The sequence below is a fragment of the Streptomyces sp. CB01373 genome (assembly GCF_002803075.1).
Taxonomy (GTDB): domain Bacteria; phylum Actinomycetota; class Actinomycetes; order Streptomycetales; family Streptomycetaceae; genus Streptomyces.
Window position 1 is genome coordinate 189,368 of record NZ_NNBK01000014.1, and the last position, 15,012, is coordinate 204,379.

General features: G+C 72.4%; 9 protein-coding genes. 3 read left to right on the plus strand and 6 right to left on the minus strand.

The genetic code is table 11. The features are described 5' to 3' along the window. Positions 1 to 112: 112 nt before the first annotated feature. The 4 genes from CG719_RS23850 to CG719_RS23865 all read right to left on the minus strand — a co-directional run bounded on the left by CG719_RS23850 (position 113) and on the right by CG719_RS23865 (position 7,101). On the minus strand, positions 113 to 2,086 hold the full coding sequence (locus tag CG719_RS23850) for an ATP-dependent DNA helicase (RefSeq protein ID WP_100570722.1): 1,974 nt from the start codon (positions 2,084 to 2,086) through the stop codon (positions 113 to 115). Positions 2,087 to 2,231: 145 nt separating this feature from the next. Then, positions 2,232 to 2,972, minus strand: coding sequence for a GNAT family N-acetyltransferase (locus CG719_RS23855; RefSeq protein WP_100570723.1), 741 nt, complete (start codon positions 2,970 to 2,972; stop codon positions 2,232 to 2,234). A gap of 76 nt (positions 2,973 to 3,048) precedes the next feature. Beyond that, entirely contained in the window at positions 3,049 to 4,980 is a 1,932-nt protein-coding gene (locus CG719_RS23860; RefSeq protein ID WP_100570724.1) for an IucA/IucC family protein, read from the minus strand. A 408-nt stretch (positions 4,981 to 5,388) separates the two neighbouring features. After that, on the minus strand, positions 5,389 to 7,101 hold the full coding sequence (locus CG719_RS23865; protein WP_100570725.1) for a diaminobutyrate--2-oxoglutarate transaminase family protein: 1,713 nt from the start codon (positions 7,099 to 7,101) through the stop codon (positions 5,389 to 5,391). A 478-nt stretch (positions 7,102 to 7,579) separates the two neighbouring features. Here CG719_RS23865 and CG719_RS23870 point away from each other — a divergent pair, with 478 nt between their 5' ends. From CG719_RS23870 to CG719_RS23880, 3 genes are all read left to right on the plus strand, one after another. After that, positions 7,580 to 8,620, plus strand: coding sequence for a MerR family transcriptional regulator (locus CG719_RS23870; protein WP_100570726.1), 1,041 nt, complete (start codon positions 7,580 to 7,582; stop codon positions 8,618 to 8,620). A gap of 221 nt (positions 8,621 to 8,841) precedes the next feature. After that, on the plus strand, positions 8,842 to 10,077 hold the full coding sequence (locus CG719_RS23875; protein ID WP_100570727.1) for a trypsin-like serine peptidase: 1,236 nt from the start codon (positions 8,842 to 8,844) through the stop codon (positions 10,075 to 10,077). Positions 10,078 to 10,229: 152 nt separating this feature from the next. After that, positions 10,230 to 11,462 carry a trypsin-like serine peptidase gene (locus CG719_RS23880; RefSeq protein ID WP_100570728.1) on the plus strand — a complete coding sequence of 411 codons (1,233 nt, stop codon included), beginning with the start codon at positions 10,230 to 10,232 and terminating at the stop codon, positions 11,460 to 11,462. A gap of 71 nt (positions 11,463 to 11,533) precedes the next feature. On the opposite strand, the gene hflX is transcribed toward CG719_RS23880, so the two are convergent. Together hflX and CG719_RS23890 are read right to left on the minus strand one after the other, a co-directional pair. After that, complete coding sequence (gene hflX, locus CG719_RS23885; RefSeq protein ID WP_100570729.1) at positions 11,534 to 13,045, minus strand: GTPase HflX; 1,512 nt, start codon at positions 13,043 to 13,045, stop codon at positions 11,534 to 11,536. Positions 13,046 to 13,261: 216 nt separating this feature from the next. Further along, positions 13,262 to 14,743 carry a M1 family metallopeptidase gene (locus CG719_RS23890; RefSeq protein ID WP_100570730.1) on the minus strand — a complete coding sequence of 494 codons (1,482 nt, stop codon included), beginning with the start codon at positions 14,741 to 14,743 and terminating at the stop codon, positions 13,262 to 13,264. Positions 14,744 to 15,012: the final 269 nt, after the last annotated feature.

Below are 15,012 nucleotides of genomic sequence, written 5' to 3' on the forward strand. Positions count from 1 at the left end.
CGGTTCCGGGGCTCCGTGCTGTGCGTCGTCTGGTCGTACGGGGCAGTTCCCGTCACCGTGCTCGCGGATCGTGGGGGTGGCCTGACCACCACCGGTCAGACCGCCCCCACGGTCACTTGCCTTCCTGCTCGGCCACCGCGTTGATGGCCGCCAGCGACTTGCGGACCTGGTTGCGGTCCGTGGTGTGCCAGAAGTCGGGCAGCGACGCCTTCAGATAGCCGCCGTACCTGGCAGTCGCCAGACGCGGATCCAGCACGGCGACCACACCCCGGTCCCCCGAGGCCCGTACGAGACGTCCGGCGCCCTGGGCCATGAGGAGCGCCGCGTGGGTGGCGGCCACCGCCATGAAGCCGTTGCCGCCGGCGTCCTCCACGGCCTTCTGGCGGGCGCTCATCACCGGGTCGTCGGGGCGCGGGAACGGAATCTTGTCCATGACGACCAGCTGACAGCCGGGTCCGGGGACGTCCACGCCCTGCCAGAGCGACAGCGTGCCGAAAAGGCACGTCTTCGGGTCCGCCGCGAAGTTCTTGATCAGCTCGCCCAGCGTCTCCTCGCCCTGGAGCAAGATCGGGTACTCGGGGATACGGCCCCGCAACTCCTCGGCGGCCAGCTGGGCCGCCCGCATGGAGGAGAACAGACCGAGCGTGCGTCCGCCCGCCGCCTGGATCAGCTCCGTCAGCTCGTCGAGCATGTCACCCCGGTCACCGTCCCGCGCGGGACGCGCCAGGTGCTTGGCGATGTACAGGATGCCCTGCTTGCGGTAGTCGAAGGGGGAGCCGACGTCGACCCCCTTCCACTGCGGCACGTCGTCGCCCTCGGTGCCCTCCGGCGCGAGACCGAGGGAGGCGCCGACGCCGTTGAAGTCGCCGCCCAGTTTGAGGGTCGCGGAGGTCAGGACGACGGAGCGGTCCGCGAAGAGCTTCTCCCGCAAGAGGCCCGAGACGGACATGGGAGCGACGCGCAGGGAGGCGCCGAAGCGGTCGTGGCGCTCGTACCAGACGACGTCCCACTCGGAACCGTTGGTGATGCGCTCCGCCACGTCGTGCACGTTCTCCACCGAGGCCAGCGCCTGTTTCCGGACGGCGTCCTCGTCCTGGACCGACCTGTCACGGGTCGCGCCCAGGGCGGAGATGACATTGCGCGAGGCGTCCCGCAGTGCCAGCAGCACATAGCCGAGGTCCTCGGGGATCTCTTCCAGGCGGCCGGGCAGGGCCAGTTCCATCAGACGCTCGAAGCCCTCGGCCGCGGTCTGCAACTGATCGGCGGCCTTCTCGTTCACCAGCTTGGCGGCACGGCGCACCGCGCGGTTGACCTGGCCGGGGGTGAGCTCACCGGTGGCGACGCCCGTGACCCGTGAGACGAGCTCGTGCGCCTCGTCGACGATGAGCACCTCGTGCTGCGGGAGGACCGGCGCTCCCTCGATGGCGTCGATCGCGAGCAGCGCGTGGTTGGTGACGACGACCTCGGCGAGCTTGGCGTGCTCACGGGCCATCTCGGCGAAGCATTCGGCGCCGTAGGCGCACTTGGAGGCGCCCAGGCACTCCCGCGACGAGACCGACACCTGCGCCCAGGCCCGGTCGGACACTCCGGGCGTCAGGTCGTCGCGGTCGCCGGACTCGGTCTCGTCGGCCCAGTCGCGCAGCCGCAGCAGGTCCTGGCCCAGCTTGCTGGTCGGCGCGGCAGCCTCGAACTGGTCGAACAGTCCCTCCTCCTCGTCCTGCGGCATGCCCTCGCGCAGGCGGTGCAGGCACAGATAGTTCGACCGGCCCTTGAGCATGGCGAACTCCGGGCGGCGGCGCAGCAGCGGGTGCAGTGCGTCGACCGTGCGCGGCAGGTCCCGCTCGACGAGCTGGCGCTGGAGGGCGAGGGTGGCGGTGGCCACGACCACTCTCTCCCCGTGGGCGAGGGCGGGTACGAGGTAGCCGAGGGACTTTCCGGTGCCGGTGCCGGCCTGGACCAGCAGATGCGAGCCGTCGTCGATCGCGTCCTCGACGGCTTGGGCCATGGTCACCTGGCCGGGGCGCTCCGAACCGCCGACGGCGGCGACGGCGGCATGCAGGAGTTCGGGGAGGGAGGGCTTCGTCATAGCGCGACCACCCTACGGCTCGGGACTGACAATCGGGCGATCAAGGCGAGTTCCGGTGGCTGGGGATCTCCTACTCCCGTCCGGCGGGGTGGGAACCGGATCGGCCCGGGCGGTGTACCAGACGTGATGGCACTGGGGCTCACTGTCACAGCAGATCACGCAGTGACCGGTCGCGGATCATGAGGGCGGCCCGCTTGACGGGCAGGTCGACCTCGGCGGCGAACCGGAAACCGGCGCTCAGAAGAGCGGCCACGGAGGGTGCGTTGCGCAGGTCGGGTTCGGCGAGGACGCGGGCGCAGGGGACGCGTCGGTCGAGCACCAGGTCGGCCACGGCTCTGAGCAGGGTGCTGCCGAGCCCTCGCCCACGGTCGGCGACGCCGCCGATCAGGAGATGGATACCGGTGTCGTGCGGCCGGGCCGGGTAGTGCCGGGCCAGGGGATCGAGGTCGGCCCGGTAGATCTCCCAGTAGCTCATCGGCGTGCCCTCGAGCAGGCCGATACAGGGGACACTGCGGCCGTCGCCGTCGAGTTGCGCAAGCAGATGGATCTCGGTCACGTCCTGCGGCCCGGCCAGTTGCCAGAACTCCGCGACGGCGGGGTCGTTCATCCAGCGACTGATCAGCGGCAGATCCCGCTCCAGCCGGACGGGAACCAACTGGAACGCGCCGACGGGGGTGAGGGTGGGGCCCCAGTCACCCACGCCGTCGAGCAGGTCGGCCACGGCCGGGGTGCGCGTCCCGGTCGTCCCCCCGAAGCGCGCGACGAAGTCGTCCGGCAGGCGCAGTTCGAGCGTGTCCGCTCCGTCGGTGCCCGCCTCGGTCGTGCGGAGGGGGGGAGCGGTTGCCGGCGCTTGCCCGGTGGCGGCTTCGGCGTCGGTGGGAGGCATGGCGCGCTCCTCTCGGAAGGAGGGTCTACGAAGGACGGGAGTCGAAGTCACGTCGGAGTGCGGGGCAGAGGAACGGTCAGAGGAACAAGGGGTTGGCGATGGTGACGTAGACGGACTGGGTGTCGACCGGGCCGACGAGTTCGTCGAGGCCGTGCAGCCGGGTCAGCAGGTTGGCCTTGCAGCGCAGCACCGGGGAGTCGAGCAGGCGGCCCGGCAGGGTGGAGCGCATGCGGGCCGGTCCAGATGCCGTGGCGGCGAGGAAGCGGCGGAAGGCGGCCAGCAGCAGCCGCTCGTCGGCGAGCCGTTGGGAGCCGAAGGCGCCGATCAGACCGAACACGTTGTTGACGGCGAGGTAGTAGGCGAAGCGTTCGTCGGTGACGTCGTCGGAGACGAAGGTGTCGCTGTGCTCGCCGATGCCGGGCAGCCGGGCGTCGAGTTCCGCGTGCCGGGAGACGCGGAAGTAGTAGCCCTGGTTGTCGCGGTAGCGACCGCCCGCGGGCCAGCCTTCGTCGTCCAGCAGGAGCAGCGTGTTCTGCTGGTGCGCCTCCAGGGCGACCCCGGCCTCGCCATCCAGCCACAGCACGGGGCGGACCACCTGTTCGAGGTAGCGCAGGAACCACTCGGTGGCGACGGCTCTCGACGGACGGCCGGTGCGGACGGCGAGGCCGGTGACGACCTCGGCCAGGCGGGACCGCAGGGAGAGGGGGGCGCCGGCCCGGGGATAGGGCCGGGGTGCCACGAGTCCCGCGACGCAGGAGACGTCGTCCGCCGCATGGAACGGGTTGTGCCGGATCATCACGTCCAGACCCGGCATCGGTGTCCCGTCCTGGTCGTCCACGGCCAGCCAGGCCGGGTCGCGGACGATGTCGAAGCCGGGGTGCGCCGCGCGCCACTCCGGGGAGAGACCACTGCGTAGCAGCCGGTGGACCTCCACACCCCGGTGCAGTTCCTTGCGGAGGTTCTCACGACGGGAGTTGGTGATGCGCAGGCCCAGCGACAGCTTGAGCATGGCGGCCGCGCCGGTGCGGTGGACGGTGCGTACGGAGGAGGTGGGATGCCAGGACGGCCCACAGGGGCCGAGGTCGCGCAGGAGTCCCGCGTCGAGCAGGGCCGCCGCACCTGGGCGGTGGCGTACCTCGCGCGACTGCCACGGGTGCAGCGGCAGGGCGGTATATCCGTCGGGCAGGGGCAGCTCCGCTCCGGCGAGCCGGGCGGTGAGCAGCCCCGCGGGTACCGTCCGGCCGCGTTCGGTCCAGGCGGAGTCGGTGGCGAGTACGGAGTCGGCGACCGCCAGCCAGTGCAACGGGAAGGAGCCTCGCGATTCGGGCGAGTAGTGGCGGACCTCGGCTTCCGACAGGCCCTCGCGGCTCTTCGGGGTGGGGTGCAGCGGATGCCCGAGCAGGAGGGCCTGCTCCGCGGAGAGGAAACGGTCGGTTCCGTCGGTGGGACGGTGCCGGCGGTCGCGCAGGAAGAGAGTGGTGCCGCGGACGGAGTCGGCGACACGGGCGACGAGGTCGAGTGCGGCGGTGTCGCAGGGCTCGGCCGAAGTCCGCTCCGGTGACGGGTCGACGGCTGCGGGCCCACGCGAGGGTCTGGGGACGCGGCTCCTGACGCGTGCTTCCCGGGCGAGCAGGGTGGCGACCGTGACGGCGTCGGCCGGCGGGGCGTCCTCCGGGGCGTCGGCCAGGTACGGAAGGCCGAAGCGGTGCCAGCCCGTCGGGGACCAGTGGTGGACGGGCACGAGCAGGGCCGTCCCGCCGGCCCGTAGGGGGATGCGGAGGGTGCCGTAGCAGGGAGCGGCGGCGCCGGTCTCGCGCACCCAGCAGCGCAGGAGGTTCTCCACGGCCGCGGACTGGGCGGCCGTGTGCGGGTCGGGGTGTTCCAGGAGGTCGGTGGGTGTGCCGTCGAGCCGTGGAGCGGCCGATGTCCTTCTCGGCTGACGGGGGACCGTCTCGGCCGGGTCGGGGGTGGGGCGGGAGCGGCCGTGGGGGATGGGGGTGAGGTTCAAGACGGCTCCTCGGGTGACGTTCGGGTCGACGTGTCCGGCCGATGACGGACCGGTTGGGCGACCGTGGGGGGCGGCGGTCAGGGCAGCAGTGGGGCGGTACGGGTGAGCGGTGGGCTCGGAGGGGGTGCGTATCCGGCGGTATCCGGGGGTTTCGGGATGTGCCGGTGGGGCGGCTGGCGGAGCGGGGCGGTCGCCTTCGGCGGGCTGTCCGGCCCGTGGGGTCAGGGGTTCGGCAGGGCGAGCGTCGGACGCGGGCGTCGGGAGTGGGGCGTCGGGCGTCGGGTGAACTGGTCGGCCCGTCCGGCTCAGGCACCGGTGGCTCGGGCCAGGTCGGTGGCGCGGGGCCAGTGCCAGCCCGGACCTGTTCGTCCCGGGCACCGGCCGACGACGACGGCCGGAGGGTGTGTGTTACCCCGCGCCTTCCGAGCGGCCGGTGAGTCGCGGCTGCCTCCGAGGGGTCCCGCGCTCCTGGCCGTCCCGGCCGGTGTGGCTCCGGGCCGCCGCTTCGACCGCGTCGGCCAGGCGGCCAAGCACCGCGGCGGCCTGCTCGTCGGTGATCGTCAGCGGGGGAAGGAGTCGTACGACGCTCGCGTGGCGGCCGCCGAGTTCCACGATCAGGCCCCGCCGCAGGCACTCCCGTTGGACGGCGGCGGCGAGTTCGGGTGCGGCGGGACGGGTCTCTCGGACACTGGGTGACGCCGGCCCCGGGCTGTCATCGACACAGCCACCCGCGCCGATGCCCCAGTCATCGCCCCTCGCCGACGGCAACTCCCGGGCGTCGCAGCGGCGGAATTCCTCGGCTCCCGACGCCCGGCCGGCCCCGGCGCGACGCTGCTCCGCCACCACCACACCGTCCACCACCGCCGTCGTTCCAGTCGTCCCCGTGCCCGAGCTTCCCGGCGTGCCCGGCGCCCCCACACCGGTCCCTCCCGAACCAGCCGCCGAGCTGCCCCCGCTGTCCCTCTCGAAGTCCCCCTCCGGATCCACCAGTTCGAGGCCGATCATGAGCCCGCGGCCGCGTACCTCGCCGACGCAGGGGAAGTGGCCGGCCAAGTCGCGGAGTTGGGTCAGCATGTGGAAGCCGAGGGACGCGGCGTGTTCGGCCAGGCGGTTCTCGCGGACATGGGCCAGGGTGGCCGTGCCGGCGGCCATGGCGAGCTGGTTGCCGCGGAACGTTCCCGCGTGGGCGCCGGGTTCCCAGACGTCCAGGTCGTCGCGGTAGACCACGACGGCCAGCGGAAGGCTGCCGCCGATGGCCTTGGACAGCACCATCACGTCCGGTGTGACACCGCTGTGCTCCACCGCCCAGAAGGTGCCCGTGCGGCCCACCCCTGTCTGGATCTCGTCGGCGATCAGTGGGACCGACCGCTCCTCGGTGATCCGGCGCATGCGCCGCATCCAGTCGTCCGGGGCGGGAATCACCCCGCCCTCGCCCTGGACGGGTTCGAGGATCATCCCGGCGGGCAGCGGTACGCCCGACTTCGGGTCGTCCAGGACCGACTCGGTCCACCGGGCGGCGAGTTCGGCTCCGCGTGCGCCGCCGACGCCGAAGGGGCAGCGGTAGTCCTGCGGGTAGGGCAGGCGCGCGACCCGTACGTCGGTGGCGTGGCCCGAGGCGGCGAGCGCTCCCTCGGTCATCCCGTGGTAGGCGCCGGCGAAGGCCAGCATCCCGGTACGGCCGGTGGCGGCCCGGACAAGTTTGAAGGCGGCCTCCACCGCGTCCGTGCCGGCCGGGCCGCAGAACTGCACGCGTGCCCGGCCGGCGAGTCCGGGCGGCAGGGTGTGGAACAGCTCGGTGACGAAGGCGTCCTTGACGGGTGTGGCGAGATCGAGGGCGTGCAGGGGCGCGCCGGAGTCGAGGACCTTGCGGATGGCCTCCAGGACGACGGGGTGGTTGTGGCCGAGGGCAAGGGTGCCCGCGCCGGAGAGGCAGTCCAGGTAGCGGCGGCCGTCCGCGCCCTCGAGGGTCAGCCCGCGGGCCCTTACGGGCACGATCGGCAGGGCTCGCGCATAGGTGCGCGCCGCCGACTCGCGCGCCGACTGCCGCCGCAGGATCCCCTCGAGCGAGGCGTGCGCCCCCGGGGACGCGCAGCTTACGGGCGCAGACTCCGTCACGGTCACGGCTCCTTGTCCTCCCGCTGTTCCAGGGCGTCGGCCTGCCACTGACGCAAGGCGCCGGCCTCTCGCGCCGCCGGGGCGAGTCACCGCCCACGGCGCGGGGGTCCCGGACGCGGACATCAGGACCCTCACCGCTACAACCCCGGACGGAGCGCACGGTTACGGGTGAGCTCAAGATCCCCGGCGTCAGGGATCGCTGCTCGTCGGCGCGCCGGTCCCGGGGGGGTGTGACCAATCCGCGGCGGTCTCGCACGGGACGTCGGACAATGGGGATCGGGATCGCAGGCGAAACCGGCGGAGCAGGCGCGAGGACCTAGGGTCTTTCGTTTGGATCAGGCCGGATCAGGGAGCGGGGTCTGGTGCCGTGGATCGCAAGGCGGAGGAGGGCGGCGGGGCGGAGCCCTGCCAACCGACGACAACGCCGCGAGGCACGGTGCCAGGGCCCGCGAGCCCGGCATGATCCATACGAGAGGCCCCAAGCATGAGCGACGAGACATCGCCCGTGGCGGGGCTGACCACGGGAGCTCTGGCCCGCCGCCTGGGCGTGTCCCCGACCACCCTGCGCTCCTGGGACCGCCGCTACGGACTGGGGCCCGCCGTGCGGGAGGGGGGACGGCACCGGCGCTGGAGTCCCCAGGACATCGCGATGGTGGAGGAGATGTGCCGGCTGACGTCGGCGGGCGCGCCCCCGGCCGAAGCGGCCCGGGTGACCCGCCTGAGGCGCGGCGGCCCGCCCGGGCAGGCCGAACCGTCCCCCGCCGTGCCCTCCGCCCGGCGCGCGTCGTCGTCCGGGGTGGGGGAGCCGCCTCTCCGCGGGGGCGCCGGCGGCGGGCTGCCGCTGGGCGACGTGCGGCAGGAGTGCCGGGGCCTGGCCCGTGCCGCGGTGCGCCTGGACGCGCCGGAGCTGGAGAGCCGACTGCTGGACGCGGTCCGGCGGTACGGGCTGACCGTGGCGTGGGAGGAGGTGATGGTGCCGACCCTGCGCGCGGTGGGCCGCAAGTGGGTGTCGTCCGGCGAGCGGTACGTGGAGGTGGAGCACCTGCTGTCCTGGCAGGTGTCGACCACCTTGCGCAGCATGCCGCTGCTGCTGCCCCGCGCCGCGGTCCGGGTGGACGTTCCGCCGGTGGTGCTGGCCTGCGTGACCGGTGAGCAGCATTCCCTCCCCCTGGAGGCGCTGAACGCGGCGCTGGGCGAGCGAGGGGTGCCGACCCGGATGCTGGGCGCCGCGGTGCCGGTGGAGGCGCTGCTGGCCTGCGTGCGGCGTACCGGTCCGACCGCCGTGGTCCTGTGGTCGCAGGCCCGCTCCACCGCGTCGGTGCCACTGGCCCGGCGGGTCGCGGCTCTGGAGTGGGGGGCGCCGGGGGCGCGCGGGCGGCCTGCCGTCCTGCCCGCCGGTCCGGGCTGGGAGCGGCGGACCTGTCGGGACTTCCCCCGCTGCGTCGGCCTGCGGGACGCGGTCGGGACGCTGAGCCGCCTCTGCGGTGGCGACGGTGCCGCGGCGCACTCCGCACGGGCGCGCTGAGGGGCAGGACCCGGGGCGAACCGCCTGACCGGGGAACCGCCTGTGGCGGAACCACTGCCCGTAGCGAAACCGTTGCCGTTCCGTCGGCGGGCCCCCACGCCGAACGCATAGTGTGTGGTGCCGTTCGCGCACGCCGCGGGGCCGGGGTGAACCGGCCCCGGATTCACGGTGGGAGTGCGACGGCAAGCAGCAAGTCCGTTCTTAGCAGGGGGAGTCAGAGCATGCGACCCATACGCCCGTTCTTCACCGCGCGTCGAGGAGGGGGCGCCCGCCGCACAACCTCCCCCGTGCTGACCGCCGTTGCCCTGGCCTCGGGGCTCGCGCTCCTCGCCACGGGCTGCGACTCGGGCGACAGCGAGGCCGACGGGCGGCCCTCCGCCGTCGCGACCGCCGACGACACGGGCGGAACCAGCGACGGAAAGATCAAGATCCCGGACGACATCAGGAAGAAGCTCAAGGAACACGGGATCGACATCGACAAGTGGAAGAACGGCGCCTGGAAGGACTGGAACCAGGACGACTGGCTCCGTGAGGCGAAGGACTACGTCAACCCGATCATCAAGGACCTGTGGGATCCCGAGCGGATGCGCCGCGCCAAGGACCCGGACAAGGGCGTCGACAACGATCTCTCGGGCGACCAGGGTGTCACCGACCCGACTCCGGTCCCGGTGACGGCGCGTGCGGTCTCGCCGGCGTACCACGCGAACGCGGCGACGGCGGGGAAGGTGTTCTTCGACTCCCCCGAGGGCACGATGGTCTGCTCGGCGACGGTCGTTCAGGACCCGGCCCACCCGGGCAAGTCCAACCTCGTGTGGACGGCAGGCCACTGCGTGCACGCCGGCAAGAAGGGCGGCTGGTACCGCAACATCGCCTTCGTGCCCTCGTACAACGACGCGGGCCGCAGCACCGCCGATCTGCAGAACGCCGCCAAGGACGAGGTCGCCCCGTACGGCGTGTGGTGGGGGGACTGGACGCAGACCTCGGAGCAGTGGATCGAGCAGGGCGGTCCGACCGGGGGGCAGGGTGCCGCCTACGACTTCGCGGTCATCCATGTGACGCCCGAGCAGGGCGGCGGCGGCCGGTCGCTGGAGGAGACCGTCGGTGCGGCGCTCCCCGTGGACTTCGCCGCCCCGGCCGTGCCCAAGGTGCAGAGCCTGACCGCGACCGGCTACCCGGCCGCGCCCCCGTACGACGGGCAGCGGCTGTACCAGTGCCAGGACAAGCCGGGCCGGCTGTCGCTGAACGCCTCGGACCCGACGATGTACCGCATCGGCTGCACCATGACCGGCGGCTCCTCCGGCGGCGGCTGGGTCGCGGCCGGCTCGGACGGCAAGCCCGCCCTGGTCTCCAACACCTCGATCGGTCCCGTGACGGCCGGCTGGCTGGCGGGTCCGCGACTGGGCCCGGCGGCCAAGAGCGTGTACGACGCGGTCAGCGGCAAGTTCGCCGGACAGTAGGCCGTCACGGCGGCGGGGCGCCCGACGGCTTCTCCTGGAACCTTCACCGTCCCGCCGCGCACACGACACCAAGCACCAAGCACCAAGGGGCGTTCGGCGCTCGGGCCGGGCGCGCACGGTGTTCACACCAACCGACGGGGGTTCATCGCATCATGCCGCTCATACGTAGGTCCGCCACGCCCCGGCGCGCGCGCCGGCGCACCGTCCTGGCCGCCACCGGGCTCGTCGCGGCCCTGGCGCTCACCGCCACCGCCTGCGCCGGCTCCTCGGGCAAGACCGACGCCGCCGGCACGCCGGACACAACCGCCCCGCGGACCGCGGGCAGCGGCAGCGACAACGGCGGCAGCGACGACAAGGTCAGGATTCCGGCCGACATCGCGGACAAGCTCAAGGAGCACGGCATCGATGTCGACAAATGGCAGCGCGGCGGCTGGAAGGACTGGGACAAGGACAAGTGGCTCAGTGAGGCCAAGGACTTCGTCAACCCGGTGATCAAGGGCCTGTGGAAGCCCGAGCGGATGCAGTCCGCCCAGGAGGCGAACAAGACGGTCTCCACCCAGGACGCCGTCGCCGACCAGGGCGTCAGCGACCCGGCGCCGCGGCCGGTCCGCGCGCAGGCGGAGAAGACGCCCTACCACGACAACGCGGCCCCGGTCGGCAAGGTCTTCTTCGACTCGCCCCAGGGTTCGATGGTCTGCTCGGGCACGGTCGTCAAGGACGTCAACCACCCGGGCAGGTCCAACCTGGTGTGGACGGCCGGCCACTGCGTGCACGCGGGCAAGAAGGGCGGCTGGTACCGCAACATCGCCTTCGTCCCGTCGTACAACGACCTCGGCAAGTCCGCGGCGCGGCTGAGCAACGCGCGCGCCTCCGAGGTCGCCCCGTACGGCGCCTGGTGGGCGGACTGGGCGTCCACCTCCGGCCAGTGGATCCAGGGCGGTGCGGAGACGGGCGGCGCGGGCGCGGCGTACGACTACGCCGTGCTGCACGTGAAGCCGGAGTCCGGTTCCCGGTCGCTGGAGGAGACCGTCGGTGCGGCCCTGGACGTGGACTTCTCCGCGCCCACGGCGACCCGGGTCGCCACGATGGGTGCCTGGGGCTACCCGGCCGCGCCTCCGTACAACGGTCTGAAGATGTTCCGCTGTGTCGACCGGCCGGGCCGGCTCTCGCTCAGCCCGTCGCTCCCGACGATGTACCGCATCGGCTGCACCATGACCGGCGGCTCCTCCGGCGGCGGCTGGTTCCGCGTGGTGGGCGGAAAGACCAAGCTGGTGTCCAACACCTCGATCGGCCCGTCGGACCACACCTGGCTGGCGGGTCCGCAGCTGGGGCGGGGCGCGGAGGCGCTGTACCAGAACATGAGCAGGACGTACGGCGGCCGGTGATCCGGCCCGCTGGTACGCCGAGGGCCCGCCCCCTGTGACAGGGGGCGGGCCCTCGGGCCGTACGGCTGGGATCAGAGCGCGGGGGCGGGCGTGTACGGTGCCAGTTCCGCCGCCAGCTCCTCGTGCACCCGGGCCTTGAGCAGGGTGCCCTCCGCGGTGTGCTCCTCGGAGATCACCTCGCCCTCGGTGTGGGCACGGGCGATCAGCTTGCCGTGGGTGTAGGGCACCAGCGCCTCGATCTCGACGGACGGCCGGGGCAGCTCGCTGTCGATCAGCGCGAGCAGCTCGGTGATGCCCTGCCCGGTGCGGGCCGAGACGGCGATCGAGCGCTTCTCGATCCGCAGCAGCCGCTGGAGCACCAGCGGGTCGGCCGCGTCGGCCTTGTTGACCACGACGATCTCGGGTACGTCGGTGGCGCCGACGTCCCTGATCACCTCGCGCACCGCGGCGAGCTGCTCCTCCGGGTCGGGGTGGGACCCGTCCACCACGTGCAGGATGAGGTCGGAGTCGCCGACCTCCTCCATGGTGGAGCGGAACGCCTCGACCAGGTGGTGCGGCAGATGCCGGACGAAGCCGACGGTGTCCGCCAGCGTGTAGAGCCGCCCGGTCGGGGTCTCGGCCCGGCGCACGGTCGGGTCCAGGGTCGCGAACAGGGCGTTCTCGACCAGGACACCCGCGCCGGTGAGCCGGTTGAGCAGGGAGGACTTGCCGGCGTTGGTGTAACCGGCGATGGCGACGGAGGGCACCTTGTTGCGGCGCCGCTCCTGGCGCTTGATCTCGCGGCCGGTCTTCATCTCCGCGATCTCCCGGCGCATCTTCGCCATCTTCTCGCGGATCCGCCGACGGTCCGTCTCGATCTTGGTCTCACCGGGACCACGCGTGGCGAGGCCGCCGCCGCTGCCGCCGCCCATCTGCCGGGACAGCGACTGACCCCAGCCACGCAGCCTCGGCAGCATGTACTGCATCTGGGCGAGCGCGACCTGCGCCTTGCCCTCCCGGGACTTGGCGTGCTGGGCGAAGATGTCCAGGATCAGGGCCGTACGGTCGATGACCTTGACCTTGACGACGTCCTCGAGGTGGATGAGCTGGCCCGGGCTGAGCTCACCGTCGCAGATGACGGTGTCCGCGCCCGACTCCAGGACGACGTCCCGCAGCTCGTTCGCCTTGCCGGAACCGATGTAGGTGGCCGCGTCGGGCTTGTCGCGGCGCTGGATCACGCCGTCGAGCACGACCGCGCCCGCGGTCTCCGCGAGGGCGGCGAGTTCGGCCAGGGAGTTGTCCGCGTCCCGCGCGGTCCCCGAGGTCCATACGCCGACGAGCACGACCCGCTCCAGGCGGAGCTGGCGGTACTCGACCTCGGTGACATCCTCGAGCTCGGTGGACAGTCCCGCGACACGGCGCAGTGCCGCCCGCTCGGAACGGTCGAACTGATCGCCGTCCCGCTCTCCGTCGAACTCGTGGCTCCAGGTGACGTCCTCTTCCATCAGGGCATCGGCCCGGAGACCTTCGGGGTAGGAGTGCGCGAGGCGCTTGCTGTCCTGGGACGCCTCGGACGACTGGGAAGAGGAAGAAGAGGAGGTCATTTGGTCCTTACGTGGTGGGAGAGTCCGTCACATGTCACAACGTACGGGTACCCCGGGAGATTCCCGTGGCCCGTGCTCGCGCCGGTCTGAAGATGGTCGCACGGTACGGCCCGTCTCGTCACGGCGTTATTACTCCGGTTCCTCCCCCCGGTTCCTCCCCCCGGTGGCCCGCCCCGGCACCTCCGATCGCTTCCGGCCGCTTCTTCTCGCTTCCCCTCACTTCTTCTTCTCCGTCTCCGGCGGCGGGGCCTGCTTCCAGTCGGGGTGACCGGGCATGGGCGGGGTCTTCTCGCCGTAGAGCCAGGCCTGGAAGAACCCGCTCAGGTCGCGTCCGGCGATGCCCGAGGCCAGGCGCTCGAAGTCGGCGGTGGTGGCCGTGCCGTCCCGGTGGGCCTGCACCCAGGCGCGCTCCAGGCTCTCGAAGGCCGGCTTGCCGATCTCCTGGCGCAGCGCGTACAGGACGAGCGCGGAGCCGTCGTAGACGTTCGCCCGGAAGATGCCGATCTTCTGGCCGGCCTTCGGCGGCTTGGGCCGCGCGGGCGGTCCGCCGGCCGCGCGCCAGCGGTCGGAGGCACCGTAGGCGGCCTTCATCCGGGTCTCCAGCGGCTTCTCCGCCTTCTCGTCGGCGTACAGGGCCTCGTACCAGGTGGCGTGGCCCTCGTTGAGCCACAGGTCGGACCAGGTGCGCGGGCTGACACTGTCGCCGAACCACTGGTGGGACAGCTCGTGCACCATGACCGACTCGACGTACCACCGGGGGTAGGCGGGCTCGGTGAACAGCTTCTTCTCGAAGAGTGACAGGGTCTGCGTCTCCAGTTCGAAGCCGGTGGCGGCGGAGGCCATGAGCAGGCCGTACGTCTCGAAGGGGTACGTTCCGACCTTGCTCTCCATCCAGGCGATCTGGTCGGGGGTCCTGGCCAGCCACGGTTCGAGGGCCTCGCGGTCCTCGGTGGGGACGACGTCGCGCAGCGGCAGGCCATGCGGGCCGGTCCGGTGCACCACCGTGGAGCGGCCGATGGACACCTGAGCCAGCTCGGTCGCCATCGGATGCCCGGTGCGGTACGACCAGGTCGTCGTCCCACCGGTCCGTGTGACGCCGGCCGGAAGGCCGTTGGCGACGGCCGTGTACCCCTCGGGCGCGGTGATGTGGAAGGTGAACATCGCCTTGTCGGAGGGATGGTCGTTGCACGGGAACACCAGGTGGGCGGCGTCGGCCTGGTTGGCCATCGCCAGGCCGTCCGAGGTGCGCACCCAGCCGCCGTCGCGGTCCTTCACGGGCATGGGGTCGCTGGTGTGGCGCACGGTGATGCGCATCCAACTTCCCTGGGGCAGCTGGATCTTGGGGGTGACCACGAGATCCTCGCCCGCGATGGCGAACTCGGCCGGCAGGCCGTCGACCTCCACGGAGTTCACCGTGCCGTGCGCGAAGTCGAGGTTCACGCGCTCCAGATCCTCGGTGGTCCACGCGTCGATCGTGGTGACGGCCTGGAGCGGCTTGGCGTTGTCACCGCCATAGGTGAACGACAGGTCGTACGACAACACGTCGTACCCGGGGTTGCCCAGGTGCGGGAAGAGCCGGTCGCCGATGCCCAGCGGCTCGGGCGGAGCACTCGCGGCGACGAGACAGACGGAGACGGCGGACGCGAGGAGAGTCGCCTTCAGGCGACGCGGAACACATGATCCAAGGCTCAGCGGCATGCACCACCGCTACCAGCGCCCACCCACCCGACCGCGCCGACTCGCGCCCAACCCACCCGAAAGGGCCCGACGGGAGCACGCCGAGGGCCGCGGAAGCGCGGGGGCGCGCCGGGGCACGGGGGTGCACCTGAAGCGCGGTGGCGCGGGGCGGCGCGCGCGTGCCGAGAGCGGGCGCCCCGGACACGCGGGCGGCGAGACGGGCGTGCGGGCGGCAGGCTCGACGCGCGGGCGGCGGGCCGGACACATGGTCAGCAGCCCGGCGCCACGCG

What these genes read in the sequence shown, in the direction of transcription:
- CG719_RS23890 (WP_100570730.1), bottom strand. Translation starts at nt 14,743, where the DNA reads ATGCCGCTGAGCCTTGGATCATGTGTTCCGCGTCGCCTGAAGGCGACT.
- CG719_RS23850 (WP_100570722.1), bottom strand. Translation starts at nt 2,086, where the DNA reads ATGACGAAGCCCTCCCTCCCCGAACTCCTGCATGCCGCCGTCGCCGCC.
- CG719_RS23875 (WP_100570727.1), top strand. Translation starts at nt 8,842, where the DNA reads ATGCGACCCATACGCCCGTTCTTCACCGCGCGTCGAGGAGGGGGCGCC.
- CG719_RS23855 (WP_100570723.1), bottom strand. Translation starts at nt 2,972, where the DNA reads ATGCCTCCCACCGACGCCGAAGCCGCCACCGGGCAAGCGCCGGCAACC.
- CG719_RS23880 (WP_100570728.1), top strand. Translation starts at nt 10,230, where the DNA reads ATGCCGCTCATACGTAGGTCCGCCACGCCCCGGCGCGCGCGCCGGCGC.
- CG719_RS23870 (WP_100570726.1), top strand. Translation starts at nt 7,580, where the DNA reads ATGAGCGACGAGACATCGCCCGTGGCGGGGCTGACCACGGGAGCTCTG.
- hflX (WP_100570729.1), bottom strand. Translation starts at nt 13,045, where the DNA reads ATGACCTCCTCTTCTTCCTCTTCCCAGTCGTCCGAGGCGTCCCAGGAC.